This is a genomic window from Streptomyces sp. DH37 (genome assembly GCF_029813835.1).
Classification (GTDB): Bacteria; Actinomycetota; Actinomycetes; order Streptomycetales; family Streptomycetaceae; genus Streptomyces.
On sequence record NZ_JARVKV010000007.1, the window covers coordinates 20,822 to 46,675 of the forward strand.

At 70.4% G+C, this 25,854-nt stretch carries 29 protein-coding genes and 1 tRNA gene; 15 read left to right on the forward strand and 15 right to left on the reverse strand.

All coding sequences use genetic code 11. The features are described from left to right. Window positions 1-18 precede the first annotated feature (18 nt). The 5 genes from QC029_RS05925 to QC029_RS05945 all read left to right on the forward strand — a co-directional run bounded on the left by QC029_RS05925 (window position 19) and on the right by QC029_RS05945 (window position 3,984). Entirely contained in the window at window positions 19-477 is a 459-nt protein-coding gene (locus QC029_RS05925; RefSeq protein ID WP_279554339.1) for a peroxiredoxin, read from the forward strand. Window positions 478-581: 104 nt separating this feature from the next. Continuing rightward, window positions 582-1,157, forward strand: a complete 576-nt coding sequence (locus tag QC029_RS05930; RefSeq protein WP_279554340.1) for a TerD family protein — start codon at window positions 582-584, stop codon at window positions 1,155-1,157. 143 nt (window positions 1,158-1,300) lie between these two features. Then, window positions 1,301-1,876 (forward strand): TerD family protein, encoded by a 576-nt coding sequence (locus QC029_RS05935; protein ID WP_279554341.1) that lies wholly within the window; start codon window positions 1,301-1,303, stop codon window positions 1,874-1,876. A 73-nt stretch (window positions 1,877-1,949) separates the two neighbouring features. Then, a complete protein-coding gene (locus tag QC029_RS05940; RefSeq protein WP_279554342.1) occupies window positions 1,950-3,098 on the forward strand; it encodes a DUF475 domain-containing protein in 1,149 nt (382 codons plus the stop codon). Between the two features lie 127 nt (window positions 3,099-3,225). Further along, on the forward strand, window positions 3,226-3,984 hold the full coding sequence (locus QC029_RS05945; protein ID WP_279554343.1) for a Tellurium resistance: 759 nt from the start codon (window positions 3,226-3,228) through the stop codon (window positions 3,982-3,984). Window positions 3,985-4,047: 63 nt separating this feature from the next. On the opposite strand, the gene QC029_RS05950 is transcribed toward QC029_RS05945, so the two are convergent. Further along, window positions 4,048-5,052 (reverse strand): TerD family protein, encoded by a 1,005-nt coding sequence (locus QC029_RS05950; protein WP_279554344.1) that lies wholly within the window; start codon window positions 5,050-5,052, stop codon window positions 4,048-4,050. A 180-nt stretch (window positions 5,053-5,232) separates the two neighbouring features. Here QC029_RS05950 and QC029_RS05955 point away from each other — a divergent pair, with 180 nt between their 5' ends. From QC029_RS05955 to QC029_RS05970, 4 genes are read left to right on the forward strand one after another with little or no spacing between them, the layout of a single operon-like run. After that, entirely contained in the window at window positions 5,233-6,429 is a 1,197-nt protein-coding gene (locus QC029_RS05955) for an HpcH/HpaI aldolase/citrate lyase family protein (protein WP_279554345.1), read from the forward strand. Next, a complete protein-coding gene (locus QC029_RS05960) occupies window positions 6,426-9,035 on the forward strand; it encodes a phosphoribosyltransferase (protein WP_279554346.1) in 2,610 nt (869 codons plus the stop codon). The genes QC029_RS05955 and QC029_RS05960 overlap by 4 nt, the downstream gene beginning before the upstream one ends. Further along, complete coding sequence (locus QC029_RS05965) at window positions 9,032-9,865, forward strand: HAD family hydrolase (protein ID WP_279554347.1); 834 nt, start codon at window positions 9,032-9,034, stop codon at window positions 9,863-9,865. Before QC029_RS05960 ends, QC029_RS05965 begins: the two co-directional genes overlap by 4 nt. Window positions 9,866-9,879: 14 nt before the next feature. After that, window positions 9,880-10,551 (forward strand): O-methyltransferase, encoded by a 672-nt coding sequence (locus QC029_RS05970; protein WP_279554348.1) that lies wholly within the window; start codon window positions 9,880-9,882, stop codon window positions 10,549-10,551. A gap of 66 nt (window positions 10,552-10,617) precedes the next feature. Here QC029_RS05970 and QC029_RS05975 read toward each other — a convergent pair whose 3' ends face one another. The 3 genes from QC029_RS05975 to QC029_RS05985 all read right to left on the reverse strand — a co-directional run bounded on the left by QC029_RS05975 (window position 10,618) and on the right by QC029_RS05985 (window position 13,063). Then, window positions 10,618-10,842, reverse strand: a complete 225-nt coding sequence (locus QC029_RS05975; protein ID WP_279554349.1) for a zinc ribbon domain-containing protein — start codon at window positions 10,840-10,842, stop codon at window positions 10,618-10,620. An 86-nt stretch (window positions 10,843-10,928) separates the two neighbouring features. Further along, complete coding sequence (locus tag QC029_RS05980; protein WP_279554486.1) at window positions 10,929-12,188, reverse strand: hypothetical protein; 1,260 nt, start codon at window positions 12,186-12,188, stop codon at window positions 10,929-10,931. Window positions 12,189-12,280: 92 nt separating this feature from the next. Then, entirely contained in the window at window positions 12,281-13,063 is a 783-nt protein-coding gene (locus QC029_RS05985; RefSeq protein ID WP_279554350.1) for a hypothetical protein, read from the reverse strand. Window positions 13,064-13,233: 170 nt separating this feature from the next. Between QC029_RS05985 and QC029_RS05990 the strand changes: the two genes are divergently transcribed. Continuing rightward, a tRNA-Val gene (locus QC029_RS05990) sits at window positions 13,234-13,308 on the forward strand. A 68-nt stretch (window positions 13,309-13,376) separates the two neighbouring features. On the opposite strand, the gene xerC is transcribed toward QC029_RS05990, so the two are convergent. The 10 genes from xerC to QC029_RS06040 form a co-directional block, all read right to left on the reverse strand. Continuing rightward, window positions 13,377-14,531, reverse strand: a complete 1,155-nt coding sequence (gene xerC / locus QC029_RS05995) for a tyrosine recombinase XerC (RefSeq protein ID WP_279554351.1) — start codon at window positions 14,529-14,531, stop codon at window positions 13,377-13,379. Then, window positions 14,531-14,713: a helix-turn-helix domain-containing protein gene (locus tag QC029_RS06000; RefSeq protein ID WP_279554352.1), complete on the reverse strand. Its 183-nt coding sequence runs from the start codon at window positions 14,711-14,713 to the stop codon at window positions 14,531-14,533. The genes xerC and QC029_RS06000 overlap by 1 nt, the downstream gene beginning before the upstream one ends. Continuing rightward, window positions 14,706-16,016, reverse strand: a complete 1,311-nt coding sequence (locus tag QC029_RS06005) for a replication initiator (RefSeq protein ID WP_279554353.1) — start codon at window positions 16,014-16,016, stop codon at window positions 14,706-14,708. The genes QC029_RS06000 and QC029_RS06005 overlap by 8 nt, the downstream gene beginning before the upstream one ends. A gap of 140 nt (window positions 16,017-16,156) precedes the next feature. After that, window positions 16,157-16,414, reverse strand: coding sequence for a SpdD protein (locus tag QC029_RS06010; protein WP_279554354.1), 258 nt, complete (start codon window positions 16,412-16,414; stop codon window positions 16,157-16,159). Window positions 16,415-16,428: 14 nt separating this feature from the next. Continuing rightward, window positions 16,429-16,623, reverse strand: coding sequence for a hypothetical protein (locus QC029_RS06015; protein WP_279554355.1), 195 nt, complete (start codon window positions 16,621-16,623; stop codon window positions 16,429-16,431). A gap of 13 nt (window positions 16,624-16,636) precedes the next feature. Beyond that, window positions 16,637-16,828 carry a mobile element transfer protein gene (locus QC029_RS06020; RefSeq protein WP_279554356.1) on the reverse strand — a complete coding sequence of 64 codons (192 nt, stop codon included), beginning with the start codon at window positions 16,826-16,828 and terminating at the stop codon, window positions 16,637-16,639. A gap of 15 nt (window positions 16,829-16,843) precedes the next feature. Further along, window positions 16,844-17,482, reverse strand: coding sequence for a DUF2637 domain-containing protein (locus QC029_RS06025; RefSeq protein WP_279554357.1), 639 nt, complete (start codon window positions 17,480-17,482; stop codon window positions 16,844-16,846). An 85-nt stretch (window positions 17,483-17,567) separates the two neighbouring features. After that, complete coding sequence (locus tag QC029_RS06030; protein ID WP_279554487.1) at window positions 17,568-18,947, reverse strand: FtsK/SpoIIIE domain-containing protein; 1,380 nt, start codon at window positions 18,945-18,947, stop codon at window positions 17,568-17,570. A 2-nt stretch (window positions 18,948-18,949) separates the two neighbouring features. Beyond that, window positions 18,950-19,300, reverse strand: a complete 351-nt coding sequence (locus tag QC029_RS06035; protein WP_093852181.1) for a hypothetical protein — start codon at window positions 19,298-19,300, stop codon at window positions 18,950-18,952. Window positions 19,301-19,505: 205 nt separating this feature from the next. After that, window positions 19,506-20,294 carry a GntR family transcriptional regulator gene (locus QC029_RS06040; protein ID WP_155070952.1) on the reverse strand — a complete coding sequence of 263 codons (789 nt, stop codon included), beginning with the start codon at window positions 20,292-20,294 and terminating at the stop codon, window positions 19,506-19,508. A gap of 110 nt (window positions 20,295-20,404) precedes the next feature. Here QC029_RS06040 and QC029_RS06045 point away from each other — a divergent pair, with 110 nt between their 5' ends. Genes QC029_RS06045 through QC029_RS06060 form a run of 4 tightly spaced genes read left to right on the forward strand, consistent with a single transcriptional unit; the run spans window position 20,405 to window position 21,876 of the window. After that, a complete protein-coding gene (locus QC029_RS06045; RefSeq protein WP_279554488.1) occupies window positions 20,405-20,812 on the forward strand; it encodes an NUDIX domain-containing protein in 408 nt (135 codons plus the stop codon). Window positions 20,813-20,858: 46 nt separating this feature from the next. Then, on the forward strand, window positions 20,859-21,287 hold the full coding sequence (locus QC029_RS06050; protein WP_279554358.1) for an anti-sigma regulatory factor: 429 nt from the start codon (window positions 20,859-20,861) through the stop codon (window positions 21,285-21,287). Next, entirely contained in the window at window positions 21,281-21,592 is a 312-nt protein-coding gene (locus QC029_RS06055; RefSeq protein WP_279554359.1) for a hypothetical protein, read from the forward strand. Before QC029_RS06050 ends, QC029_RS06055 begins: the two co-directional genes overlap by 7 nt. Continuing rightward, the gene (locus tag QC029_RS06060; RefSeq protein WP_279554360.1) at window positions 21,589-21,876 is read left to right on the forward strand and encodes a hypothetical protein; all 288 of its coding nucleotides are present in this window, start codon (window positions 21,589-21,591) and stop codon (window positions 21,874-21,876) included. The genes QC029_RS06055 and QC029_RS06060 overlap by 4 nt, the downstream gene beginning before the upstream one ends. A gap of 359 nt (window positions 21,877-22,235) precedes the next feature. Here the strand turns inward: QC029_RS06060 and QC029_RS06065 are convergent, their stop codons facing one another. Then, the gene (locus tag QC029_RS06065) at window positions 22,236-23,960 is read right to left on the reverse strand and encodes an AAA family ATPase (RefSeq protein ID WP_279554361.1); all 1,725 of its coding nucleotides are present in this window, start codon (window positions 23,958-23,960) and stop codon (window positions 22,236-22,238) included. A 348-nt stretch (window positions 23,961-24,308) separates the two neighbouring features. Between QC029_RS06065 and QC029_RS06070 the strand changes: the two genes are divergently transcribed. Further along, window positions 24,309-25,838, forward strand: a complete 1,530-nt coding sequence (locus QC029_RS06070) for an Eco57I restriction-modification methylase domain-containing protein (RefSeq protein ID WP_279554362.1) — start codon at window positions 24,309-24,311, stop codon at window positions 25,836-25,838. Window positions 25,839-25,854 lie beyond the last annotated feature (16 nt).

The window sequence follows — 25,854 nt, forward strand, 5'->3', positions numbered from 1 at the left end:
CCGAAGGGAAACGCGTCCATGGCGATCGAGGTGGGTACCAAGGCCCCGGAGTTCGAGCTGAGGAACCAGCACGGCGAGACCGTGCGGCTCGCGGACTTCAAGGGGCGGAAGAACGTGGTCCTGCTCTTCTACCCCTTCGCCTTCACCGGGGTGTGCACCGGCGAGCTGTGCGCCCTGCGCGACGAACTGCCCCGTTTCGTCAACGACGACGTCCAGCTCCTGGCCGTCTCGTGCGACTCCCCCTTCACGCTGCGCGTCTTCGCGGAGCAGGAGGGGCTCGACTACCCGCTGCTGTCGGACTTCTGGCCGCACGGCGACGCCGCGCGCGAGTACGGCGTCTTCGACGAGGAGAAGGGATGCGCGGTGCGCGGCACCTTCATCATCGACAAGGAGGGCGTGGTGCGCTGGACGGTGGTCAACGGGCTGCCCGACGCACGCGATCTGAACGAGTACGCAAAGGCCCTCGAAAGCCTGTAGGTCCCTGCAAACGCCGGGAACCGATCACTAGGATCGGCTCGTTATCGAACGGCATCCACGCAACGGGGGCACGCAGTGCTCCTCATGAACAACCGGGAGGACTCGTGGGAGTCAGCCTCAGCAAGGGCGGCAACGTCTCGCTGACCAAGGAAGCCCCCAACCTGACCGCGGTGATCGTCGGTCTCGGCTGGGACGCCCGCACCACCACGGGCACGGACTTCGACCTGGACGCCAGCGCGCTGCTGACGAGCGCCGAGGGCAAGGTCATCTCCGACCAGCACTTCGTCTTCTTCAACAACCTCACCAGCCCCGACGGCTCGGTGGAGCACACCGGCGACAACCTCACCGGCGAGGGCGAGGGCGACGACGAGGTCATCAAGGTGAACCTCGCCGGGGTGCCGGCGGACGTCGCCAAGATCGTGTTCCCGGTGTCGATCTACGAGGCCGAGAGCCGCCAGCAGAGCTTCGGCCAGGTCCGCAACGCCTACATCCGCGTGGTGAACCAGGCCGACAACAAGGAACTGGCGCGCTACGACCTGAGCGAGGACGCCTCCACCGAGACCGCCATGGTCTTCGGCGAGCTGTACCGCCACGGCGCGGAGTGGAAGTTCCGCGCCATCGGCCAGGGCTACGCCTCCGGCCTGCGCGGCATCGCGCAGGACTTCGGGGTGAACGTCTGAGACCTGTCGGTCACCTCCTGCCGCCGATCGGTTGCACCCGGTCCCGGCAGGCTCCGGCGCCGCAGACTTCCGTGTCCGGAAGGTGTGCGGCGCCGGATGTGTTGGGAACACTGGGCGCATCGCATCGGGAGAGGACCAGCATCATGGGCGTCACGCTCGCCAAGGGGGGCAATGTCTCCCTCTCCAAGGCCGCACCGAACCTGACCCAGGTCCAGATCGGCCTGGGCTGGAAGGCCCGTTCCACCACGGGCGCCGACTTCGACCTGGACGCCAGCGCGCTGCTGTGCGGGGGCGGCCGGGTGCTCGGCGACGAGTACTTCGTCTTCTACAACAACCTCAAGAGCCCCGAGGGCTCGGTGGAGCACACCGGCGACGAACTGGTCGGCGGCACGGGCGGCGACGACGAGACGATCCTGGTGGATCTCGCCCAGGTGCCCGAGCGGGTCGACAAGGTGGTCTTCTCGGTGTCGATCCACGACGCCGAGAACCGGCGGCAGACCTTCGGCCAGGTCACCGACGCCTACATCCGCGTGGTGAACCAGGCCGACGGCAACGAGCTGGCGCGCTACGACCTCACCGAGGACGCCTCCTCGGAAACCGCGATGATCTTCGGCGAACTCTACCGGTACGGGGGCGAGTGGAAGTTCCGTGCGGTGGGGCAGGGGTACGCGTCCGGGCTGCGGGGCATCGCCCTAGACTTCGGAGTAAACGTCTCGTAAAACGGGTCGCGCGCAGCGGCCCCACCGCCCACGACGTGGGGGGACTCCCACCAGAGAGAAGATTGGGTACTCAGTGGTTCTAAGGACATTCGGCTGGTCCTTCGGCGTCACCGCCGCGGGACTCGTCACCGCCTTCTTGTTCGGGGGGTGGGAGGCGTTCGCCCTGGTGGGGATCCTCTCCATCCTGGAGATCTCGCTCTCCTTCGACAACGCCGTCGTCAACGCCGGCGTGCTGAAGAAGATGAACGAGTTCTGGCAGAAGATCTTCCTCACCATCGGCATCCTCATCGCCGTCTTCGGCATGCGCCTGGTGTTCCCCATCGTGATCGTCTCCGTCTCGGCCCAGCTGGGGCCGATCGAGGCGGTCGACCTGGCGCTCAACGACCAGGAGCGGTACGAGCAGCTGGTCACCGACGCCCACCCGTCGATCGCGGCCTTCGGCGGCATGTTCCTGCTGATGATCTTCCTGAACTTCCTCTTCGACGGGGACCGCGACGTCCACTGGCTCAAGGTGATCGAGCGCCCGCTGGCCCGCTTCGGACAGGTCGAGGGTCTCGCGGTGGTCGTCGCCCTGATCGCCCTGCTGATCTCGGGCACCGTCCTGGGCACCCACGCCGTGCTCTACGAGGGCCACGCCGACGAGTCCGCGACGGTCTACCTCGCGGGCATCGCCGGTCTGCTCACCTACCTCATCGTCAACGGCCTCTCCAGCCACTTCGAGAACAAGATCGAGGAGGACGAGGAGCGGGAGCACGAGGCCGAGGAGGCCGCCCGGCGCGCCGGCAAGCAGCCCCCCGTCGTCCTGCTCGCGGGCAAGGCCGCGTTCTTCATGTTCCTCTACCTCGAGGTCCTGGACGCGTCCTTCTCCTTCGACGGCGTCATCGGCGCCTTCGCCATCACCAACGACCCGGTCGTCATCGCCCTGGGTCTGGGCATCGGCGCCATGTACGTCCGGTCCATCACCGTCTACCTGGTCCGCCAGGGCACGCTGGACGAGTACCGGTACCTGGAGCACGGCGCCCACTACGCCATCGGCGCCCTGGGCGTCCTGCTGCTGATCACCATCAGGTGGCACGTCAACGAGGTGATCACCGGCCTCATCGGTGTCGCCCTGATCGGCACCGCCTTCTGGACCTCGGTGCGGCACAACCGCAGGGACGCCGCGAGCGGCGGCGAGGGCGGCGCTCCGGCGGAGAAGCCGGGAGTCCCCTCCGGCGTGTGACGGCGGCCCGATTGCGGAACGCTCTGTGCGGGGGCGGCCACGAGGCGGAACCTCGTGGCCGCCCCCGCGGCACGACGCCGCAGGCACGGTCATGGGACGGTCCGGACGGGAGTGGGGGTAGGAAGACATGGTCTCCCTGTGGGAGAACTGGCGCGGCGGCATGCGCAGGGGCCCGAGGTTCGACACCGTCGGCGGCCCGACGACGTACGCGGTGGAGCTGACCAGACGGCACCCGACGATCTCGCTCACCCGGCAGGGCGCCGACACCGGCCACCTGCAGATCAACCTCTCCTGGCGGATGCGCTCGTCCGACTTCGGCGGACGGCCGCGGCGCGGCGGCCTGCTGCGCAACCCCCTCCAGGCGTTCAAGCCCGAGCCGGTGCAGGGGCACACCCAGGGCATGGTCACGGTCGACCTCGACCTGGCCTGCATGTACGAGCTGAAGGACGGCTCCAAGGGCGTCGTGCAGCCCCTCGGCGGCCTGCTGGGGGAGATCAACGCGCCGCCGTACGTCAAGCTCAGCGGAGACGACCGGTTCGGCGGCTCCTCGGGCGAGACCGTCTACGTCAACCTCGACCACAAGGACGAGATCAAACGGCTGCTGGTCTTCGTCTACATCTACGACGGCACCCCAGCGTTCGACCGCACCCACGCCGTGGTCACGCTGATCCCCGGCAACGGCCCCCGCATCGAGATCGGTCTCGACGAGCGCGCCCCCGAGGCCCGCTCCTGCGCCGTGGTGCTGATCGAGCACGACGGCAAGGGGCATCTGGTGGTGCGCCGCGAGGTCCGCTACGTCTACGGCTTCCAGTCGGAGCTCGACCGGCTCTACGGCTGGGGCCTGCAGTGGGGACGCGGCTACAAGAAGAAGACCAGCCGGGCGTGACTCCCGCTCCCGCTCCCGCCCCGTGCCCGGCGGGCCGTCCGCGCGGGGGCGCGCGCCGGCCCTCTAGCGGCCCACGAACTGCGGTCCCTGCGGCGGCAGCGTGAACGCCGGATCGGGCTGCGGGTACCCGTACGCCGGGGGCCGGGTCGGCGGGGGCGGAGGCGCGGGCACGTGCGGATAGCCGTACGCGGGCTGCGGCGCGTGGGCCGGCGGCTGCGGAAACCCTCCCCCCGGCTGGGCCGGGGGGACCCCCGTCCCGGCCCGGACCGGCACCGGCGCGGTCGGGTGCGCCGCGGCGGCGGGCTCGGGCTGGGGCTCCGGCCCGGGACCGGGCTCGGGCAGCGGTTCCGGCCCGGGCGTGGGGCCGGGGACGGGACGCGGCGGCGGAGGGTTCGGCCCGGGCGGCGGCTCGGGGTGCGGCTGCGGCTCCGGGTGGGGCTCGGGCGTCGGCTCCGGCCGGGGGAAGGGCGGCTCCGGGGGCGGCTGCGGGATCGTCTGCCCCGGCTCGCCGGGCGCGGCCGACTCGGCCTCCTCCACCGAGATGCCGAAGTCCGTCGCCAGTCCGATCAGCCCGGTGTCGTACCCCTGCCCCAGCGCGCGGAACTTCCAGCCGTCCCCGCGCCGGTAGAGCTCACCGCAGATCAGCGCCGTCTCCGAGCCCGTCTCCGGGTGGATCTCGAACCGGGCGATCGTCTCCCCGCCGCCGGCGTCCACCACCAGCAGCACCAGGTCGCGCACGTCGGCGAAGGTGCCGCCGTCCGCCGAGGCGGCCAGCATCACCCGGTCCACGGACGGGTCGAGCCCGGCGAGGTCCGCCTCGACCGAGTGGGTCAGCCCCTCCGGCTCGCGCCTCTTGGGCAGGTGGCGGACCAGCCCGGAGGGATGCCGCGGCTGGTTGTAGAAGACGAAGTCCTCGTCGGAGCGCACGCGTCCGTCCGTGCCCACCAGCAGTGCGGAGGCGTCGATGTCGACGTCGCGCGCACTCGTGCCAGGCGTCCAGCGCAGCACGGCGCGTACGGCCGTCGCGTGGAGCTGGATGTTCGACCCCTTCAGCATCGCGTGCGTCATAGCGCCATCCTGCCTGTCGCGGCCCTCCGGTACAACGCGGGTGCCTCGGCACCCCGGGTTTATGCGCAAGTAATGCTTTGTTCATGCGTTCGGGTAACTTTTGAGCCACGTGCGTGCTTACGATGATCGGCCGGATCTCGCTCATGAAGTACATGAGGCCGGTAATGGAACGGGGGTCCTGTGCGGCACTTCGGACACCTTTCGCCGGCGGTCCGGCGGGAACTGTTCCACCGGGAACCGGTCGAGTTCTCCTCGCAGTCCCCGGCCCGCCTCCTCTCGGTGGCCCTCGGCGCCACCCTCTACAGCCCCGCCACCCGCCCCCGGCTCGCCGACGACGTGCTCAAGCAGGCCCGGCGCGGGGTGGTCTCCATGGTGCTCTGCCTGGAGGACTCCATCGACGACGCCGACGTGGCCGACGCCGAGGAGAACCTGGTCCGGCAGTTCACGGAGCTGGCCGTCCCCGGCTCCACGTCCGGCTCCGCGTCCGGCTCCGCGCCCGGCCCCGTGGAGCCGCCGCTGCTGTTCGTCCGCGTCCGCGAGCCCGCGCAGATCACCTCCCTCGTACGGCGCCTGGGCCCGGGCGTCCGCCTGCTGTCCGGTTTCGTGCTGCCCAAGTTCACCGAGGAGCGCGGCATCCCCTTCCTGGAGGCGCTCACCGCGGCCGAGGCCGCCTGCGGACGGCGGCTCTTCGCCATGCCCGTCCTGGAGTCCCCCGAGCTCCTGCACCTGGAGACGCGGGTGGAGGCGCTCACCGGGATAGCCCGCACCGTCGACAAGTACCGCGACCGCGTCCTGGCGCTCCGGCTCGGCGTCACCGACTTCTGCTCCGCCTACGGACTGCGCCGCAGCCCCGACATGACCGCCTACGACGTGCAGATCGTCGCCTCGGTGATAGCCGACGTGGTCAACGTGCTCGGCCGGGCCGACGGCACCGGCTTCACCGTCACCGGGCCCGTGTGGGAGTACTTCCGGCTCCAGGAGCGGATGTTCAAGCCGCAGCTGCGCCACAGCCCGTTCACCGGCCGGGCCGAGGAGCTGCGCGCCGCCCTGATCGAGCACGACATGGACGGACTGCTGCGCGAGATCGGCCTGGACCGGGCCAACGGCCTGCAGGGCAAGACGTGCATCCACCCCTCGCACGTCGCGCCCGTCCACGCCCTGTCGGTGGTCAGCCACGAGGAGTTCAGCGACGCCACGGACATACTGCGCCCCGAGCGCTGCGGCGGCGGAGTGCTGCGGTCGGCGTACACCAACAAGATGAACGAGGTGAAGCCGCACCGCGCCTGGGCCGAGCGCACCCTGCTGCGCGCCGAGGCCTTCGGGGTCGCGCGCGAGGGCGTGGGGTTCGTGGAGCTGCTGGCGGCTGGGACCATATGACCCGTACGGGCGAGGACGGCGACGACCACGAACACGGCCGCGACCACGACCATGACCACGACCGAGACCACGAACACGACCGCGACCACGAACACGGCGAGGGGCACGGCAGGGTGACGCAGGAGGCGGACGCGAACAGGCGCACGGACGGACGGGAGGACGGGGCGAGCGGGGAAGCCGGCCGCGGACCGTGGCCCGGGGAGTGGGTCGCGCGGCGGCTGGACGTCCGGCTGGAGGCCCCGCCCGGCGAGGGGGACGGACTGCGCGACCTGCTCGGCCTGGCCCTGCGGCGCAACCCCCGCCGGGCGCACCTGCTGGTCTCGCAGGTGCTGGGCAAGCACGTCCCCCAGCTCCCCGGGGTCGTCTACGGCACCGGCCTCGGCCTCGGCGAGCGCGTGCGCACCCTGCTGGGCGCGGACGCCGACCGCGCGGTCGTCCTCGGCTACGCCGAGACCGCCACCGGCCTCGGCCACAGCGTCGCCGACGGCCTGGGCACCGTCCCCTACCTCCACTCCACGCGCCGCGCCGTCCCCGGCGCCGAGCCGGTGGGCGGCTTCGAGGAGGAGCACTCCCACGCCACCTCCCACCTGCTGCTGCCCGAGGACCCGGAGCTGTTGGCCGGCGGCGGTCCGCTGGTGCTGGTGGACGACGAGTTCTCCACCGGCACCACCGTCCTCAACACCGTCACCGCCCTGCACCGCGCCTTCCCGCGCGAGCGGTACGTGATCGTGGCGCTGACCGACCTGCGCGGGCCGGAGGACCGCGCCCGGCTGGAGAAGTTCGCCGCCGAACTCGGCGCCCGCGTCGACGTGGTGGCCCTGGCGAGCGGCACCGTACGCCTCCCCGACGACGTGCTGGAGCGCGGCGCCGCCCTGGTCGAGGCCCACGACGGCCCGCCGCCCGCGCCCGCCCCCGGACCGTACGAGGTGCGCCGCGTCGACCTGGGCTGGCCGCTGGGCCTGCCCGACGGGGGCCGGCACGGCTTCACCCCCGCCCACCGCGCCCGGCTGGAGGCCGCGCTGCCGGCGATGGCCGAACGGATCGCGGCGGAACTCCCCGAAGGGGCGCGCAGGGTGCTCGTCCTGGGGTGCGAGGAGCTGATGTACGCCCCGCTGCGGCTGGCCGACGCCCTCACCGGCGCCACCGGCGCCGAGGTCCGCTACTCCACCACCACCCGCTCGCCCGTCCTGGCGGTCGACGAGCCCGGCTACGCGATACGCACCCGCCTGGTCTTCCCCGCCCACGACGATCCGGCCGACGGCATCCCCGACGCGCCGGGCCTCCGCTACGCCTACAACGTCCACGGCACCGCGGGCCGGGGCTTCGACGCCGTCGTGGCGGTCGTGGACTCCGCCGCCGACACCCCCGCCCTCCACGCCCCCGACGGCCTGCTGGCCCACCTCGCCGCCCACACCGGCCGGGTGCTGCTCGCCGTCGTGCCCTCCCACCGGCCGCTGCCCGCCCCGCTGCGCGGCCCGGACTTCTCCTCCTACGCCGCCGAGGACGTCGGCTGGCTGCTCCAGGACCTCTCCGGCGTCACGCTGGAGGCGCCCACCGAGGAGCGCGAGGAGGCCATCCAGAGCGGCGGCGCCCACTACGCCGAGTCGCTGCCGGTGGAGTACCAGCCCAGCGAGGAGTACCAGAGGCTGTTCCACCAGGCGCTGGAGGCGTCCGCGGACCGCATCGCCCGCGCGGTCGGCGCGGTCACCGAGACGCTGCTCGCCGAGCGGGGAGGCCGGGGCCGTGGGGAACACGGCATCGTGCTGGCCTCCCTCGCGCGCGCCGGCACGCCCGTCGGGGTGCTGATGCGCCGCTGGGCCCGGCACGTCCACGGCCTGGACGTACCGCACTACGCCGTCTCCATCGTCCGGGGCCGCGGCATCGACACCACCGCCCTGCGCTGGCTCGCCGCCCACCACGACCCGGCCGGCGTGGTCTTCGTCGACGGCTGGACGGGCAAGGGCGCCATCACCCGCGAACTCGCCGACGCCCTGCGCCCCTTCCCCGGCTTCGACCCCGAACTCGCCGTCCTGGCCGACCCCGGCGGCTGCGTGCGCACCTACGGCACCCGCGAGGACTTCCTCATCCCCTCCGCCTGCCTCAACTCCACCGTCTCCGGGCTGATATCGCGCACCGTGCTCCGCGCCGACCTCGTCGGACCCGACGACTTCCACGGCGCCAAGCACTACCGCGACCTGGCGGACGCGGACGTCTCCACCCTCTTCCTGGACACCGTCGCCGCCCGCTTCGACGCCGTACGCGCCGAGGCCGCGGCCGACGCCGAGGAGCTGCTCGCCGCCGACCGCGCCCCCACCTGGGCGGGCTGGAAGGCGGTGGAGCGGATCAGCGAGGAGTACGGCATCGGGGACGTCAACCTGGTCAAGCCCGGCGTCGGCGAGACCACCCGGGTGCTGCTGCGCCGCGTCCCCTGGCGCGTACTGGCCCGGCGCGGCGCGGGCACCGACCTGGACCACATACGGCTCCTGGCCGAGCAGCGCGGCGTGCCCGTCGAGGAGACCGACGACCTGCCGTACTCCTGCGTCGGCCTCATCCATCCCCGCTACACGCGGGGCGCCACCGGCGCCGACGGAAAGGCCGTCCGATGACCGACTCCACGCCCGGGCACCATACGACCCTGGTCGCCAGCGACCTGGACCGCACCCTCATCTACTCCGCCGCCGCCCTCGGCCTGACCATGCCCGACGCCGAGGCCCCGCGCCTGCTGTGCGTGGAGGTCTACCAGGCCAGGCCGCTGTCGTACGTCACCGAGGCCGCCGCCGCCCTGCTGACGGCACTCGCCGCCCGGTCCGTCTTCGTCCCCACCACCACCCGCACCCGCGAGCAGTACGGCCGCATCCACCTGCCCGGCCCGCCCCCGCACTACGCGATCTGCGCCAACGGCGGCCATCTGATGGTGGACGGCGAGTCCGACCCCGGCTGGCACGCCCGGGTACGGCGCGCCCTGGACGCCGACTGCGCCGCCCTGGAGGAGGTGCGCGCCCGCATGGTGGCCGCCGCCGGCCCCGAGTGGCTGCTCAAGGAGCGCGTCGCCGAGGACCTGTTCGCCTACCTCGTCGTGGACCGCGAGAAGCTGCCCGACACCTGGGTCAAGGAACTGGCCGACTGGGCCGGGCCGCGCGGCTGGACGGTCTCCCTCCAGGGCCGCAAGATCTACGCCGTGCCCCGTCCGCTGACCAAGAGCGCCGCCATGGCCGAGGTCGCCCGGCGCACCGGCGCCGAACGCGTCCTGGCCGCCGGCGACTCCCTCCTCGACGCCGACCTGCTGCTGGCCGCCGACGCCGGCTGGCGGCCCGGCCACGGCGAACTGGCCGACCTGGGCTGGTCCGCCCCGCACGTCACCGCGCTGCCCGAGCGCGGGGTGGCGGCCGGGGAGCGCGTGCTGCGGGAGTTCCTGCTGCACGCCGGAGGAGCCTGAGTGAGGATGCGGACATGACGACACCGGCACCCCGTGACAAGCGCCCGGTCCAGACCGCCGAGCTCTACCGGTACGTACTCGACCACAACCCGCCGCTCGACCCCGTCCTGCGCGACCTGGTGGAGACCACGCGCGCCCGCTTCCCCGAGCGCGCCGGCCTGCAGTCGGCCCAGGAGCAGGGCCCGCTGCTGGCCTTCCTGGCACGGCTGGTCGGGGCCCGCCGCATCGTGGAGGTCGGCACCTTCACCGGCTTCTCCGCCCTCGCCCTGGCCCAGGCCCTGCCCGAGGACGGCACGCTCATCACCTGCGACGTCTCGGAGGAGTGGACGGCCCTCGGGCGCGAGGCCTGGGCCAGGGCAGGGGTGGCCGACCGCGTCGACCTGCGCCTCGCCCCCGCCCTGGAGACGCTGCGCGCCCTGCCCGCCGAGCCGGGGATCGACCTGGCCTACCTCGACGCCGACAAGGAGAACTACATCGGCTACTGGGAGGAGCTGGTGCCTCGGATGCGGCCGGGCGGGCTGATCGTCGCGGACAACGTGCTCTTCCACGGCGAGGTCGCCGACCCGGACGCCACCGGCGCCGCCGCCGCGATCCGCGCCTTCAACGACCACGTGTCCGCCGACAGGCGGACCGAGGCGGTCATGCTGACGGTCGCGGACGGCGTGACCATCGCGCGCAGGCTCTGACGCCGCGGACTGCCGCGGACCTGCTGCCGGCTCCCGCCGACCCACTGCGGAGCCGCCGCGGGCCCGTCAGCCGCAGCAGCCGCCCCCGCAGCACCCCCCGCCGCCCCCGCCCGCGCTCGGCGCCGGTGCGGAGGACCGGGCGGCGCTGCCGCCCACGGCCACCGTGGACAGCAGCTTCACCGTGTCGTCATGGCCTTCCGGGCAGTCGGCGGGCGCACCGGACTCGGCCATCGGTCGGTTCACTTCGAACGTGGTGCCGCAGGCGCGGCAGCGGAACTCGTATCGGGGCATGGGAGCAGGATAAGCCGCGGACCGGCCGCCGCGGCCGGGCTGTGGACGACGAGCTGTGGACGGCGGGACTGTGGACGGCGGGCCGTTCAGCCGCCCGCCGCCCGCTCCTCGCGTATCTCGCGCACCACCCGCGCCGCCGTCTCGCGGATGGCGTCCAGCTCCGTCACGAAGTGCCACCAGTCCGGGTGCCGCCCGGTCAGCCCCGCCACGGCTCGGTCCAGCCGGGCCACCGCGTCGTCCAGCGGGCCCGCGTGCCGGGGGTCGGGGTGGCTGCGCCCGGCCATCGCCAGCCGCTGGGCGTCACGGACGGCGAAGCGCGCCCGCTCCACCTCGCCGGTGTGGTCGAAGGAGACCTCGTTCAGCCGCCGCAGGCGCTCGCCGGCCGCCGAGACCGCCTCGTCGGCGTCGTTCAGCAGCGCCCGTACCGTCGACAGCCGGGCGGTGGCGTCCGCCCACTGCTGCTCCTCCCGCGCCCCGCGGGCCTCGGCCAGCTTCTCCTCCGCCTGCCGCACCGCGCGCGCCGCCTGCTCCGGCACGTTCTGGAGGTCCTCCCAGCACGCCACGGCGAACCGCCGCCGCAGCTCGCTCAGCACCGGCTGGACGCCGTCCGTCCGGTTCCGCAGCGCCTCGGCGCGGGTGCGCAGGGAACTGAGCCGCCGGTCGATCTCGGCCGCCCGCTCCGGCAGCCGCTCGGCCTCCCGCCGCACCGCCTCCGCCTCGCGCAGCACGCGGTCGGCCCGCTGGACGGTCTCCCGTACGCCGTGGCGGGCGGCCCCCTCGTTGAGTCTGGTCAGCTCGGGGGAGAGGGCGGCCAGCCGGGCGGCCGGGCCGTCGGCCCGCAGGCCCGAGGCGCGTACGGCGTCCAGCGCCTTCGTCGCGTCCAGCAGCGCCTGCCGGGCCCGCTCCACGGCGGGCGCGAGGCGGGCGAGCTGCGTCTCGGCCTTCTCCAGCAACGGACCGAGCCCCTGCCCGAACCGTTCCAGGTCCGTGCGCGTGCGCTCCAGGTCCTCCCTGGCCCCGTCCAGGGCCCGGCGGGCCCGGGCGGCGGTGTCGGCGTCCAGGTCGTCGCGGTCCAGGTCATGGGCGTCCACGGCGGCGATGTACGCGTGGCTGACCTGGTCGATCCGCCGCCCGAACTCCGCGAAGTCGGCGACGGCCCGGTGCGCGGCCGGGGAGTCGTCGACGGCGGCGAGGGTCTCGATGGAGATCCGCAGATCGCGCTGCGCGGTGTCCAGCTCGTAGAACGCGGCGGCCGCCGCGTCCTTCGCGGCCTGGGCCTCGGCACGCCGGCTCTCGGCACGACCGCCGCCTCCCCAGCCCCAGCGGCGTGCGCCGCCGCCGTTCATAGCCGCCACGTGTGTCCTCTCCCCGTACGCGCTCGCGGGCCCGGCTGCCATTCTCCCATCCGGCACCGGCGAACACACGGGAGGCGATCACCTCACGACCGGTCCCGCCGGTCCGCGGGGCGCACGGTCGCATCGCCGTTGACGGCGCGGACGGTGACGGAGGGATCGCCGTCGCCGCCCCGCGGCACGTCCACCCGGGCGCCGCCGTTGTCGGCGGCGGCGTCCACGCGGTACGCGGCGCGGGGCAGCTCGACGGTGACCGAGCCGTTGCGGCCGCGGGCCTCCACCCGCTCCGGGACCCGGACCAGGGCCAGCTCCAGCCCCCCGTCGTCCGCCTCGGCGGTGACCTCGCGCGAGCCGATCCCGGTGGCCTCGACGGAACCGTTGTCGCCGCTGAGCTCCAGCGGCCCGGTGACGTCGCGGACCTCGATCCCGCCGTTGTCGGCGAAGACCGCGAGCGCCTTCCGGAAGCCGCGGGCGGTGACGTCCCCGTTGCGGCTCTCGACCCGTACCGCGAGCCGCCGCGGCACCTCCACCCGGTGCCGGATGTCGCAGCTCGCGAGTCCGGAGCAGTCGGGCCCCAGCGAGAGCGTCCCGCCCTCCATCGACCACCGCGCCCCGGTGCTGCCGCCGTAGGCGATCCCGTCGAACCACCGGGTCACCCGGACGTCGGCCCGGTCCGCGGCCACCAGCTCCACCGGCGAGTCCTCGACGTCGACCACGAGCGTCCCCATCTCCTTCCCCACCGTGAAACCCCGGTGCTCGGGCGGCACGTCGCCGGCGTCCACGCACCCGGCCACCCCGGCGGTGGCGGCGGCCGCGAGGACGACGGCGACGAGGGCGCGCAGGGTGCTGCGGCGGGTCTCGGTGGTCATGGACGGTCTCCGTATCCGTTCGGCAGGGCTGTTCGCGGCGCCCTCCGACGCTATGGACCTCCGCCCGGCGACGACATCCGGCACCCCACCGGCCCCGGGGTGGGGACAGCCCCCGCCCTCCCGCGTTTGTGGCGCACGCGGCACGGCACGGTACGCTGTGAGCTCACCCCGGGCGCATAGCTCAGCGGTAGAGCGCTGCCCTTACAAGGCAGATGTCGGCGGTTCGAACCCGTCTGCGCCCACCAGGGAGAAGCCCCCCGGCCGAACGAGGCCGGGGGGCTTTGACATCACCATCTGACATCAACGGCGGCGGTCAGCCGTGGTCGGGCCGTCTCCGAAGCAGCCGGTCCATGTGGCTCACCGCTTCACGCTGGGTGTCCTGAACGACGTGCGCGTACGTGTTCATGGTGATGGCGATCTGGCTGTGCCCGAGGATCTCCATCACCACGCGGGGAGCCACCCCGGCGGCGGTCAGCAGCGTCGCGCAGCCGTGCCGGGCGTCGTGCAGCCGGATCACTCGGAGGTCAGCGTTCTTCGCGACGCGGGTGAAGGACCGGTACAGGTTCCGCGGTTCGATCGGACGGCCGGTCCGGGTGGTGAAGACGTGCCCCGACTCCTGCCAGTCCTGGCCGGCCTTTTCCCGCTGTGCCGCCTGCCTCATCCGCTGCCACCGCAGGGGAGCGATGCACATGGCCGGGAGCGGCAACGTCTGGCGACGGCGACGCCCCTTGGGGTCGTCCTCGTACAGCTCCCCGCCGACCCGCTGCCGCTGCTTCCGAACGCGGATCTCCCGCCGCTCCAGGTCCACGTCAGCCCAGCGCAGACCGACGATCTCCCCACGCCGCAGGCCCATGGTGATGGCGAGCACGAAGGCCGCGTACAGCGGGTCACGCCGGGAGGCCGCCAGGAAGGCCAACGTCTCATCGAGCGACCAGGGCGTCAGGTCGGGAGACTGCACGCGCGGCGGTTCCACGAGCGTGACCACGTTCCGGGTGACCAGCTCCTCGCGGCAGGCGGCGGTGAGAGCCGACCGCAGCACCTTGTGCGACTCCCGCGCCGTCGCGGCCGTGGTCTGCTTCTCCACCTGGGCGACGAAGCGCCGGACATCGGCGACGCTCAGCGACTCCAACCGCTTCGCACCGAGCAGCGGTACGAGGTAGAGGCGCACGTGTACCTCATACTTGGCGTACGTGGTGCGCTTCCGGCGCGGCTTGATGACGTTCTCCAGCCAGTACGGCAGCCACTCGGCGAGCTTCGCCGAACGGGTCGGCACCGGTACGCCGCTCTCGACCTTGCCCAGTAGCTCACGGCGTTTGGCGTCGCACTCGGCCCATGTCCGGCCGTACACGAACTTCCGGGCGCGGGTGCCGTCCGGCTGGAGGACATAGACCGCCGCCTGATAGCGGCCGTCCTTCCGCCTAGTGACGGTGCCCGCGCCGTTGGGGTTGCGCTTGCGCTGCCCGGCCATCACGCGGCCTCCGCCAGTCGGTGAGAGATGAACTCCCGCACTGCTGATGCGGGGATGCGCCGAGACCGGCCGATGGTGACCGAGGGCAGGCGCCGGGAGCGGATCAGGTCGTAGACCGTGGACCGGCCGAGCCGGAGCCGCGCCATCACCTCCGGCACGGTCAGCAGTTCCTCGTCAGGCATGGGTGATCTCTCCTTCCGTGCTGGGGGTAAGGGCATCGGTCAGCCATTGCTCGCCCGCTGTGAGGCTGGTGCCGGCGAAGGCCCAGTGAGCGAGGACGAGTGTGGTTTCGTCCGGTGCGGTGGACGGGTCGGCGCCGCGCGCGATGGCCGCTTGGAGGCGCTGCCACTCGGCGCGGGCGGTGCGGAGGGCGCCGAGGGTGGTGGAGTAGCGGCGGGTCTTGGTGGAGAAGTGGCCGCGGAAGCCGAGCATGTGGGCCCAGGCTCGCAGCCGCAGGTGTTCCAGGTCCTTGCGGGCGCCGAGGGTCCAGGCGGTGCGGATCATGCGCCGGGCATGGTCGGTGAGGTCGAGGGCGGCCAGCTCGGCGAGGAACTTCAGCGGCCGGTCGAGGGTGCCGGTGGCTGTCTCGGCGCCCTTGGTGGCGTACTTGGCGATGTACGCCGCGACGGCCCGGTCGGTCAGCTCGGCGCCGCCGTCGAAGTCGGCCGAGCGGATCGGACGGACATCGAGCTGGCGGCCGAAGGCGAAGGTGTGCGCCCGTCCATCGAGGGTGGGGCCGGTGATCCGGGCAGCGGATGCGGCGGCGCGGATGGCGTCGGTCAGCAGCTCGGCACTGGCCCAGGACGGCGGCGGGGCGTCGCCGCCGGTCGGGCCGTCGAGGCGGATCACGGCGTGGAAGTGGACCGCTCCGCGCTTCTGGTACTCGGCGACCTTGGCGAAGGACACCCGCGCGTACTGGCGGAAGGCCCGTTGGGTGAGACCGGCTCGCTTGGCGACCTCCCGGCGCAGGTAGATGGAGAAGCGCCGCCAGATGGCCCCGGCGTGCGCGTTCCACAACACGGCCGCTTCGTAGTCGTAAGCCTCCGGATCAAGCGGCGTGCCGAGGGCGGGATCGTCGGCCGGGTGGCGGGTGCCGCAGCGGCAGCGGCCGGAGTCGGGTCGGTTGTGGACCGGGCCGAAGCTCGGCGCGGTGAAGGTGGCGAAGACGCGCGGGTGCGCGGTGACCTGCTCCGGGGTGCCCTTGCCGCCGCGCAGTCCGGCGGTGATCAGGTGGTAGGTGTCGCGGCGGTAGGTCTCGGCGCAGGTGGCGCACCGGGTGGTGCGGCGGTTGTTGCAGCGCACCAGCAGGTGGCCGGCGGGCAGGTCAGTTGAGTCCAGCCGGTGCAGTTCGGCGCCGATCTCGCCCGTTGTGGTGTTGAGGGCGTGCTCGGCTCGGTAGCCGGCCAGCCGGATCGGCCGCGCGCAGCCGCCCAGCCCGGAGAGCTGCCGGACGAGGCCGGGCAGGCTGCCCCAGGAGGCCAGCATGCCGAGTTCTTTCAGCGGCGGTGCGGTGGTGCGGGGGATGATGGGGACTCTCCTTGTCTGGCTTGCGGGTCGGACGGGGGAGTGAGGCCGGTCGGGGCGGCGGGATGCTTGGCGGTATCGAGGCCGCCCCGACCGGCCGTTCAGCGGCGGTGGCCGGTGGCGAGCAGGGAGCGCAGGACGAGAGCCGCGACGGCCACGGACACCGCCGTGACGGCGACGGCGGCCAGGAGCGCGGTCAGCACCACGCCGCCGACGAGCACGGCGGCCACCGCGCCGGTCGTGGCCGAAGGCATCGGGCGCCGGGCCGGGGCGGAGTGGCAGGAGCAGGCTGGCGGCTGGCTCTGCTCGGCGATGGCCGGGAGCTGCGGTGTGGTGGGGAGCTGCGGACGCAGGAACACGGCGGGATCTCCTCTCACTTGTCGGTGCCGTTGACGACCTCGACCCCGGTGCGCGTACCGGTGTCGATGGCCGGGGCGAGGAAGGTGTCAGCGAGGTAGAAGCCGAAGAGGGCGATCACCACGACGACCCACAGGCGGATGCCGAGGAACTTCACGGTGGCCCAGGCGATGACGCCCAGGACGAGGACCAGGGGCAGGGAGACGGTCACGGGGAACCTCCGGTCAGCGGACGGGGCAGCGGTGGGTACGGGCGGCCAGCTCGGCAGCCGAGCGGCTGTCGTAGTCGGCAGAGAAGCCGCAGCGCGGCGAGGTGCAGGCGGCGGTGTGCTTCTCACGGCCCCGGCTGTCGTAGGCGGTGGCGACCTGGACGGGGCCGATGCGGACGACGCGGCGGAAGCGGCGGTGCGCGGGCATGAGCAGTCCTCCTTGTCAGGCGAGTTGGGCGGCGATGGCGTCGGCCAGGGCGGGCGGGACGCCGAGGCGGGTACGCAGGGTGTTGGTGTCGATGGGCATACCGGTCCGGGCGCGGTGGGCGTCGGCGACCTTCCGAGCGTGCTCGACGAGCGCGGCCGGGACGGCGGGTGCCGCCGGGAGCGCCGGAGCAGGAGCGGCAGGCCGGGCCGGTTCGGGTGTGGGTTCCGGTTCAGGGTCGGCAGCCGCGGGCAGCTCGGCGGCGTCCTCCTTCGGCTCATCCGGTGCCGCCATGCCCGGTGAGTGGGCGAGGAGGGTTCCGCCGAGGAAGGCGACGGCGGGCCAGCCGGCGACGAGGATGCGCAGCCAGTCGGGCACGTCGTCCAAGTCGAGGAGGCCGGCGGTGGCGACGTTCGCGCCGAGCGAGGCGGCCAGGGCGATGACGAACCAGCACCACCCGGCCGCCGTCGCGGTACCCGAGCGCAGCCGCCGCCAGGCCGCGACCATCAGCAGGTCGACGCTGATCGGGTAGGCCCAGGCTTTCCAGCCGTGCTGTCCGGCCGCTGCGGCCAGGTCGTGCAGGTGCGCGAACGACAGGGCACCGGCGATGACGGCCTGGATCAGCACGGCGTCAACGCGGGCCAGGTAGCGGCGCATGGGTGGCACCTCCTTTCGGTTTTCGGCATGGGAGGGGTAGGGACGTGGCGCGAGGGCGGTCGCGCCGACCGTGGTGCGGGGTGGTTCAGTCGGTCACGGGCCGCGGTGTGACCAGCGGAGCCGAATGCTCGACCGGAGCCGCCGGAGCAGCGGGCCGGAACGGGTCGAGGGCGGGCACGTCGGGTGCGAGGTGCGCCGTCTGTCGGCAGACGGCGGCGGCGTCGGTGAGGGACAGGTAGGGGGTGCGGATGCGGGACCAGCCGCCGGAGGTGTCACCGGCCACGGCCAGGCCCGGCCGTTCCGGGGCGATGGAGCAGGCCACCTCCACCGCTTCGGGGGCGATGTCGCCGAGCGCCATCTTGGCCGACGCCTCGTCGTTCACCCGGTGGCAGATGCGGCCGGAGAGCTGGGCGCGGAGCATGGTGGCGCCCTTGCCCAACTCGGCGCCGAAGCGCTGCCCGCAGACCTCCAAATAGATCCCGGCAGCCCGGCCGAGTTGGGCGAGGCGGACGAGGTGGGTGACCATCTCGTCGCGCCGCTCCTCGTCCTTCTTCGAGGCCGTGAGGAAGAGTTCGGCCACCTCGTCGACGACCAGCACGATCGGCACGGGCCGCTCGTCGTCGGGCAGGCCCCAGATGTCGGAGGTGATCTCCTCGTCCGGGGTGCCGGGGGCGATGCCCTGCCGGGCCTTGATCAGGTCGTATCGGTCCTCCATCTCCTTGACCAGCACGGGCAGCAGCTCGGTCGCCTCCGCCGGGTCGGTCGCCAGCGCCGACAGGCGCGGGGCGAACGGGGCCAGCTCCACCCCACGCTTGCAGTCGATCCCGGCCAGCGCGACCGGCTGTCGGGCCAGGCCGGTGACGAGGTTGCGCAGGTACATGGACTTGCCCGACAGCGTGGCGCCGAGGGTGAGTTGGTGCGGGATGGCGCGGTAGTCGCGGACGAAGGCGGTCGCGTCCTCCCGCAGCGCCACCGGCACCTTGAGGAACCCGCCCTCAACTTTGCGCGGCATCCGCACCCGGTCGAGGACGTCGAAGCCGACCAAGCGCAGCTCGACCACGCCCGGCTTGATCTCCGCCACGTAGACGGCGTGGACGCCCCAGGCGTGGCGGAGCCGTTCGGCCGAGGCAGCCAGGTCCGCCGGTTCCTGCCCCGGCACCAGCCGCAGCCGGACCCGCAGGCCGGTCGAGGTGGGGCGGATCAGGCCCCGACGAGGCGGCACCGGGCGGACCTCTCGGCGGCTGGTCGCCCAGGTGGCCAGCGCCCGGAGCCGGAAGGGCGGCACGGTCAGCCCGCAGGAGTCCATGACCGCCCCGTAAGAGGTGACCAGCCGGGCCACCGACACCGACAGCCCGATCGTGGACCAGTAGGCCGCCGGGTGCCGGGACTTGGTCCAGGCAGCGGCCCCGCCACCGGCTATGGCGACGGGACCGCCCACCTCCAGCCATGTCATCAGGTCGGACACGGTCAAGCCCCCACCGCGGCCGGGACGGCACCGGGGGTGACGGCGGCGGCCCGGTAGGCGATGCCGTGGCGCTGCTGGCCGTTGAAGACGTTCTCCCACGGCTTGGCCACCAGGCCCGGCAGGGACACCGGAGCGCCCAGAGCCAGGCCCTCGGCGACGCCGCTTTCCGGCACGGTGACCCGGATCAGCGCGGACTCGCCCTCGTCGATGTAGACGACGCCGATCGTCATCAGCGTCTCGCCGCTCACGGCGTCCTTGGCCACCTCGCCGGTCTGCCGGTCGCGGACCTTGGGCTCAGGGGCTTCGGTCAGCAGGATCGTGGCGGTCGAGGTCTCCACACGGATGGTGCGCAACGTCTTGTCTCTCCTTGGGTCGCACCGGAACCACTGACGCCTACTCGTCTAGACAAGATGCGTCGAAGTGATCCCGAGTCAGTTCGGAACGCGGACCACTGTGCCACACAGCTTGCCCACTCGTCTATACGAGTATGCGTCTGGGTGTGTACGAGTCGAAACCAGCCGCACACTGGGCCGCACCACACCTCGCCACCCCCGGCCGTCAGGTGGCCGGCAGCCGGTACGACAGGACGTAGGCGTCAGCGGCCATCACCGTGTCGCAGACCTCCACCGCGCGCCCCTCGGTGTCGTAGGCGGTGCGGATCAGGTGGATGACCGGCACACCGGAGGCCAGCCGCAGCGTCCGCACCTCCTGCGGAGTGGGCATCCGTGCCTTGATCTCCTCGTCGAAGTGATCCAGGCGGTGCCCCAGCTCCTCCAGCCGGGCATAGATGCCGCCCGGACCGGGGTTCGGCTGGGCGATCGGGGTGTTCCGCGCCAGGTCGAGTGGGAGGTAGGAGGTGGCGAACTCCACCGGCCGCCCGTCCAGCAGATACCGGCGACGACGGGCCAGCACCCGGCGCGGCGAGCCCAGGCGCGCGGCGATGTCCTGGCTGGGCCGCTCCTCCCCGACCTCCAGACTGTCCACCTCCGACTTGCTCCCGGCCGCCTCCGCCTCCACGATGAACGCCGACTTCCCCTGCTCCCGGTGGCGCCGGGCGAAGCGGTCCGAGGCCAGGCGCCGCACCGGCGGACGCGGCCGGACGTAGACGCCCCTGCCGTGCTCGGAGACCACCAGGCCCTCGGTCTGGAGAATCGACAGCGAGTTGCGCACGGTCATCCGGGAAACGCCGTAGTGCTCGACCAGTTCGGATTCGGACGGCAGCTTGTCGCCCTCCTTGAACCGGCCCTTGTCGATGGCTTCGCGGATCTGGTCGGCGATCTGCCTAAACACCGCGCGGTCACTGGTCGGGTCCAACGCTCCGAGAGCGCCGGAAGGGGAGGCCGCCATCTTTACTCCTTTGGATATCTAGACGAGAGGCTAAGTGTCGTTGCTACGGTGGAGAGCCTAGCCAGCCGAGGAAGCCGAGGACCGTGAGTACTGCCGAACGCCCCCACTCCGTGAGCGTCGCCGGAGTCATCGTTGACGACCGCGGCCGAGCCTTGCTGATCAAGCGCAGGGATAACGGGCACTGGGAGCCGCCCGGCGGAGTCCTCGAACCGGGCGAGACCATCCCCGAGGCCCTCCAGCGCGAAGTCCTCGAAGAGACCGGCATCAAGATCGCACTTCCGGCGACCCTGACCGGCGTCTACAAGAACATGACCGGCCTGATCGTCTCCCTCGTCTTCCGCTGCGAGGCGATCGACGGCACCCCCACCACCGGCGACGAGACCTACGCGCTGCGCTGGGCCACCCGCGAGGACGTCACCGAACTCGCCGACGAGGCGTATGCCGTGCGCGTCCTGGACGCCTTGGACGCGGCAGCCCCGCCGGCCGTCCGAGCGCACGACGGCGTGAAACTCGTCTAGCCCGAACCCACTGCCCATGGCCGCCTACCAGCACGAAGGAACTTGTATGGACGAGTATACGAGTACGGTGCGAGTCTGGGAACTCTCCTGCCCGAGACTCCTGGACGAGGTCGGTCGCGCCCGCCGCTGGACCCGCGACATCCTCCACGACAGCCCCTGCGCCGACGACGCGGCACTGATCGTCACGGAGCTGGGCGCCAACGCCGTCACCCACACCACCGGGCCCGCCTTCCGCGTCACCATCACCCGCACCCCTGAGGCCGTGATGCTCACCGTCACCGACACCGGCGCTACCACCACGCACCCGCGCATCACCCACCCTCACCAGGACGCCACCCACGGCCGAGGACTGGCCATCGTCACCGTCCTCGCCGCAGCGTTGGAAATCCACCACGACGGCCACGGCCACACGGTGACCGCTCGCCTCCCCGCCTCTGCACCGCAGCCGGCCGCACGGGAAGCCCAACCATGCTGACCCGCTCCTACTGGTGTGAAGTGATCGCTCACACCCCCGATGACGGCCGCACGTTCTGGCTCGGCTCCCACGCAGCCGGCTCACCGCGGCTCGCCCTGCGCTGGCTCCGGCACCGCGCCCGCCACATCAGCGACCAGCTCGACCCGCCAGCCGCAAGGCCGGTCCTCCACTGGCTCGGCGATGCCCAGGCCCACGAACACGCGCTAGCCAATCTCGCCCATGGCGCGCCCTACAGCCACACGATCTTCGAAGACGCCGTGCGCTACCTGCTCACCGCCCGACCCACCACAAGGTCCCGCCCATGACCCACGACCGCTCCGCCGACAACGAGCAGCTGTACCGCTACGAGATCACCGCCGCCCTGAATGCCGTCGTCCGCGCTTGCCGCGTCATCGTCACCGAGCACAGCCACCGGGGCTTCTGGACACCAAGAACCGACACCGAGCCGACGCCCACGCACCACGAGCTGATCGAGGCCGCCCGCCGCGACGTGCTCAACCGCCTCCAGATGGTCATCCAGTGCGCCGAAACGGTTGCCTACACCATCGAGCACGACCGCCAACGTCAGCCCAACCGGCCGACTGAGTAACAATCTTCTCTACGAGTTCAAGGCGGCTCGCTCCGCTCACCGCGCGCGGCCCGGCCCCCGGCCGGGCCTGCGCTCCTGTCTCCGCCCCGCTCCAGCCCGGCCAGCGCCCGTGCCGCGCGCACAGCAATCAGCCGCTTGCCGTCAGAGAGAGGGGTACGTCGTGGCTGGGGCGGTCGGCTCCGCGGCTTTAGGCAGCCACTTTGGCGCGAGCCTCGCAGATCATGGCCCCAACGTCGTGCTTTAGCGGGCAGGTCCACAGACTGCCCGACGCGCCACAAGCTTACGGGGCCATGATCACTCGCGCCAAAGCAGCTCCAGCCCAAAGCCGCTCCACCGACCTTTTAGTGGGACGTGACCCATCACTCAGCATGCGCATCCAGCTCCTTCAATACGGTCACGATGTCATCGCAAACCTCATCGGCCTGGAACGAAGATGCTACGGCAGCAGCAGGCACCTTGAGTTTCTTTAGAACCTCTTTAGCACGCATATCCAAGATCGCCGACGGCGCTTCTGTTTGACGAAAACTATCCCCGATCGCAATACCAAATTCATCACGCAAAATATCCGCCACTTCACCCTCTGAAAGGCCAGCCGCCTCAGCAAGAGCGCGAGGGTAGATCAAGTACCCTTCGATGTACCGCCTGCGCCATTTTCGAGCCATGAAGTTCGGTGCAGGATTGACATTCTTGTCCTCCAAGGCGGGGCCCACTGTCTTCAGAATTTCGTCGTCACGGTCCCGTAGGCTGTACGCCACCAAGCCCGGAACCTCATCAGCGATTGCCCTGAAGATGTGAGCTCTTTCCTTCTGTGAAGCAGTCGAATGCCACGGCACCCAGGTCGTACGCCATTCGATGCCGAGTACCTCCGAGAAGGCCTTAAGAACAGAGAGGTCGGAGGTCCCTTCAATGAACAGGATCCTTTTAGTCTTACGCACACGATCAAGTTTTGGCGCGTAATCCGATCCGATTCCCGCAAGAAGGCCAACCTTCTGGTGATCCTCTTGCAGGTATCCTGACCTACCTCTTCTCGCCTGGAAGATCTTTCGATGGTCAACAGTTTTCAGAATTTCGCTTGAGTGTGTGGCAAGCAGTACCTGCTTATTCTTTCTACTGGCCAAGGTCTCCAACTGCTCTACCATCTGAGCTTGTAGAGTCGGGTGGAGATGAGCATCAGGTTCATCCAAAAGCAGAACGTCAACGTCATCTGCTGTAGCGAGAGTAAATACGCTCAACCACTGCAAGAAACCACTACCTTCCACCATAAGATCTTTGGGGTTGTACTTAGGCCAACGGGTAAGCTTATACCCTTCAACATCCCCCTTGGCCACCTGCACATTGATGTATGAGTGATATTCCTCCCGGAATTCACCGATAATCAGCTCAGCCGAAAAAGTCCGCCTCAGGGCATCCTGGATAAGTTCCCAAGGATCCGACTCGCGAAGCCGCCGAAGGTCACTGTCAGAAATCTTGGACTTGCCTCCCCGTAGGCGCTCACGCTCACGCAAATTTTCTTGATACATGTCGAGCAGGAGATTTCTCAGAACGGCCCCCGCAAGTCCCTCGCCGATCCTGCGGCGCCGGAGTGCACCCACAATTCGAGCCTCACGAGCAGAAATACCTGCGAATGGCGGGAGCAAGGCAGCCGTGGGTACCCGATCGCCAGCCTGTAGATTACTCGCGACTGGCTTGATAAACAATCGGTCGTTCGCCAGCGACAGGGCAAATTCCAGATGCTTCTCTTCAGCGGCACCGTCCCACTCGCATCGAATTTTCAGCGTGTAGCCGTCAGGATCAGACTCGCCTTTGGCTGTTTTGAGATTGGTCCACAAGTGCTTGAGGGAAGGCAGGTTGATGGGCGAGAACTCATCATCCCCCAAACCGAACCCTTGCCTTCCTTCGGCCACCGCAAGGAAGGCATCTTCCCCTCGCTCCATCAAGGATGCGATCTTGCAGAACTCCCAGACTGCCAGTCCGTGCAGTATCGACGACTTACCAGAGTTGTTGCCACCGGCCAGGAACGTGACATCCGATGGGCGGAAATTAAAAGACGCCTGCTCGAACTGCTTGAACCGAGTGAACTGCACCCTTTTGATCAATTCCCCGCCCTGCCAATCTATAACTGCGCCTGCTGACGAGCAGCATAGAGCTTCTCCCTTCAGTCTGTCTGCATGAACGGTGCACGAGCAAGAAATCCAGGCCAGTAGGCTGCTACTCGCAGCACGCTAGGTCACTCGCCCACGACGTCAGTCACCGTGGGCGCGAAGGTCTGGCCTGTACTCTGAGGCTCGCTAGCTCCGAACCACCCTCCGCAGCCTCATGGCTTCCCAACCGTTGGCCCGACGCCCAACCGTTGGTCCGACGCGCGCCGGCGACAGGAGGTTCGTGAGAGGCACTGGGCCATGCCTGCGCTTCCGGATGCGTAGGCTATGCGCATGGCAACGGAAGCACCCGCAGTAGCGAGGGATCTTGTCCTCAGGACGGAAGCGCGGCGACAGGCATCCTCGGCCGCTCTTGACTCAAGCCTGCGGGCCAAGCTCGGCCAGTTCTTCACCCCCGCGCCGGTTGCTGACTTCATCGCCTCGCTGGCGGAGCTGGCAGAAGCGGACACTCTCCGCATCCTCGACCCCGGGGCTGGAGCTGGCTCTCTGACCGCATCTCTCGTCGCGAGGCTTCTGGTAGAGCGTCCAGGGGTGAAGATCAACGTCACCGCGTGCGAGGTGGACCCTCAGCTGTACCCGACACTGCAGACCACTCTCGACGACTGCGTTGAGACGGCCAAGAGCCTCAACGCGCATGTCGAGGTGAACCTGGTGCGCGCTGACTTCATCTCTTGGGCCACCGAGGGAGACGGCCTGTTGGCTGGACCGCCAGAGCCCTTCGACCTGGTGATCATGAACCCGCCGTACAAAAAGCTCGCAGCAAGTTCGCGCGAGAGGAAGCTCGTTTCCTCGGTTTGCACCGAGACTTCGAACCTTTATTCGGCGTTCATGGCGCTCGGCGTCCACCTGTTGCGTCCTGGCGGCCAGCTCGTGGCAATCACTCCTCGAAGCTTCGCTAATGGCCCCTACTTCCGGCTCTTCCGCCAGTACTTCCTTGATCGGATGCACCTCGACCGCGTGCACGTCTTCGAGGCACGTAACAAGGTCTTCGCCGATACTGCCGTACTGCAAGAGAATGTCATCTTCGCTGCAACTCGGGTGGCCACTGCTGAGCGAGGTCCGGTCGTGGTGTCGACCAGCCGAAGCTACTCCGACGAGGTTCAGCAACGGTCCGTGGCCTACGCGGAGATGGTGAATCCTGACGACCGCGAATTTTTCATTCACATCAGCGCGGATGAAGAGGACGCCCAGCTCGCTGCATCACACGCGAACTTGCCAGCCACACTTCCTGACTTGGGGCTTCAGGTCTCCACAGGGCGGGTTGTTGACTTCCGCAGCAAGGAGCATCTCCGCCCGGACCATGTTGACGGGGCAGTGCCGCTGATCTATCCGCTCCATATGCGGGACGGTGCCATCGTCTGGCCGGTCCCTGGAGCGAAGAAGAACAACGCGATCATGCTCAACGGGGAAACGGAGAAGTTGACGTTCCCGTCAGGCTACTACGTAGTCGTCAAACGCCTTTCCTCAAAGGAGGAGAAGCGTCGTGTAATCGCTGCCGTGTTCGACCCGGAGCAGGTTCCCTGTGAGCGGATCGGCTTCGAGAATCATGTGAACGTGTTCCATGTCGACGGCGCCGGCCTGCCCGTCGAAGTGGCGCGCGGGTTGTGTATCTGGCTGAACTCAACCCTCCTCGACCGCTTCATTCGACGCTTCAACGGGCATACACAGGTCAACGCAACGGACCTGAGAAACATGCGGTATCCGAGCATCGAGCAACTTGCGGCAGTGGGTAGCTCGTTGCAGTACGGCACCTGGCTGGGGCAAGAAGAGATCGATGAGTTGATCAGCCAGCACATCAAGTGAATGGCAAGGTAGGAGC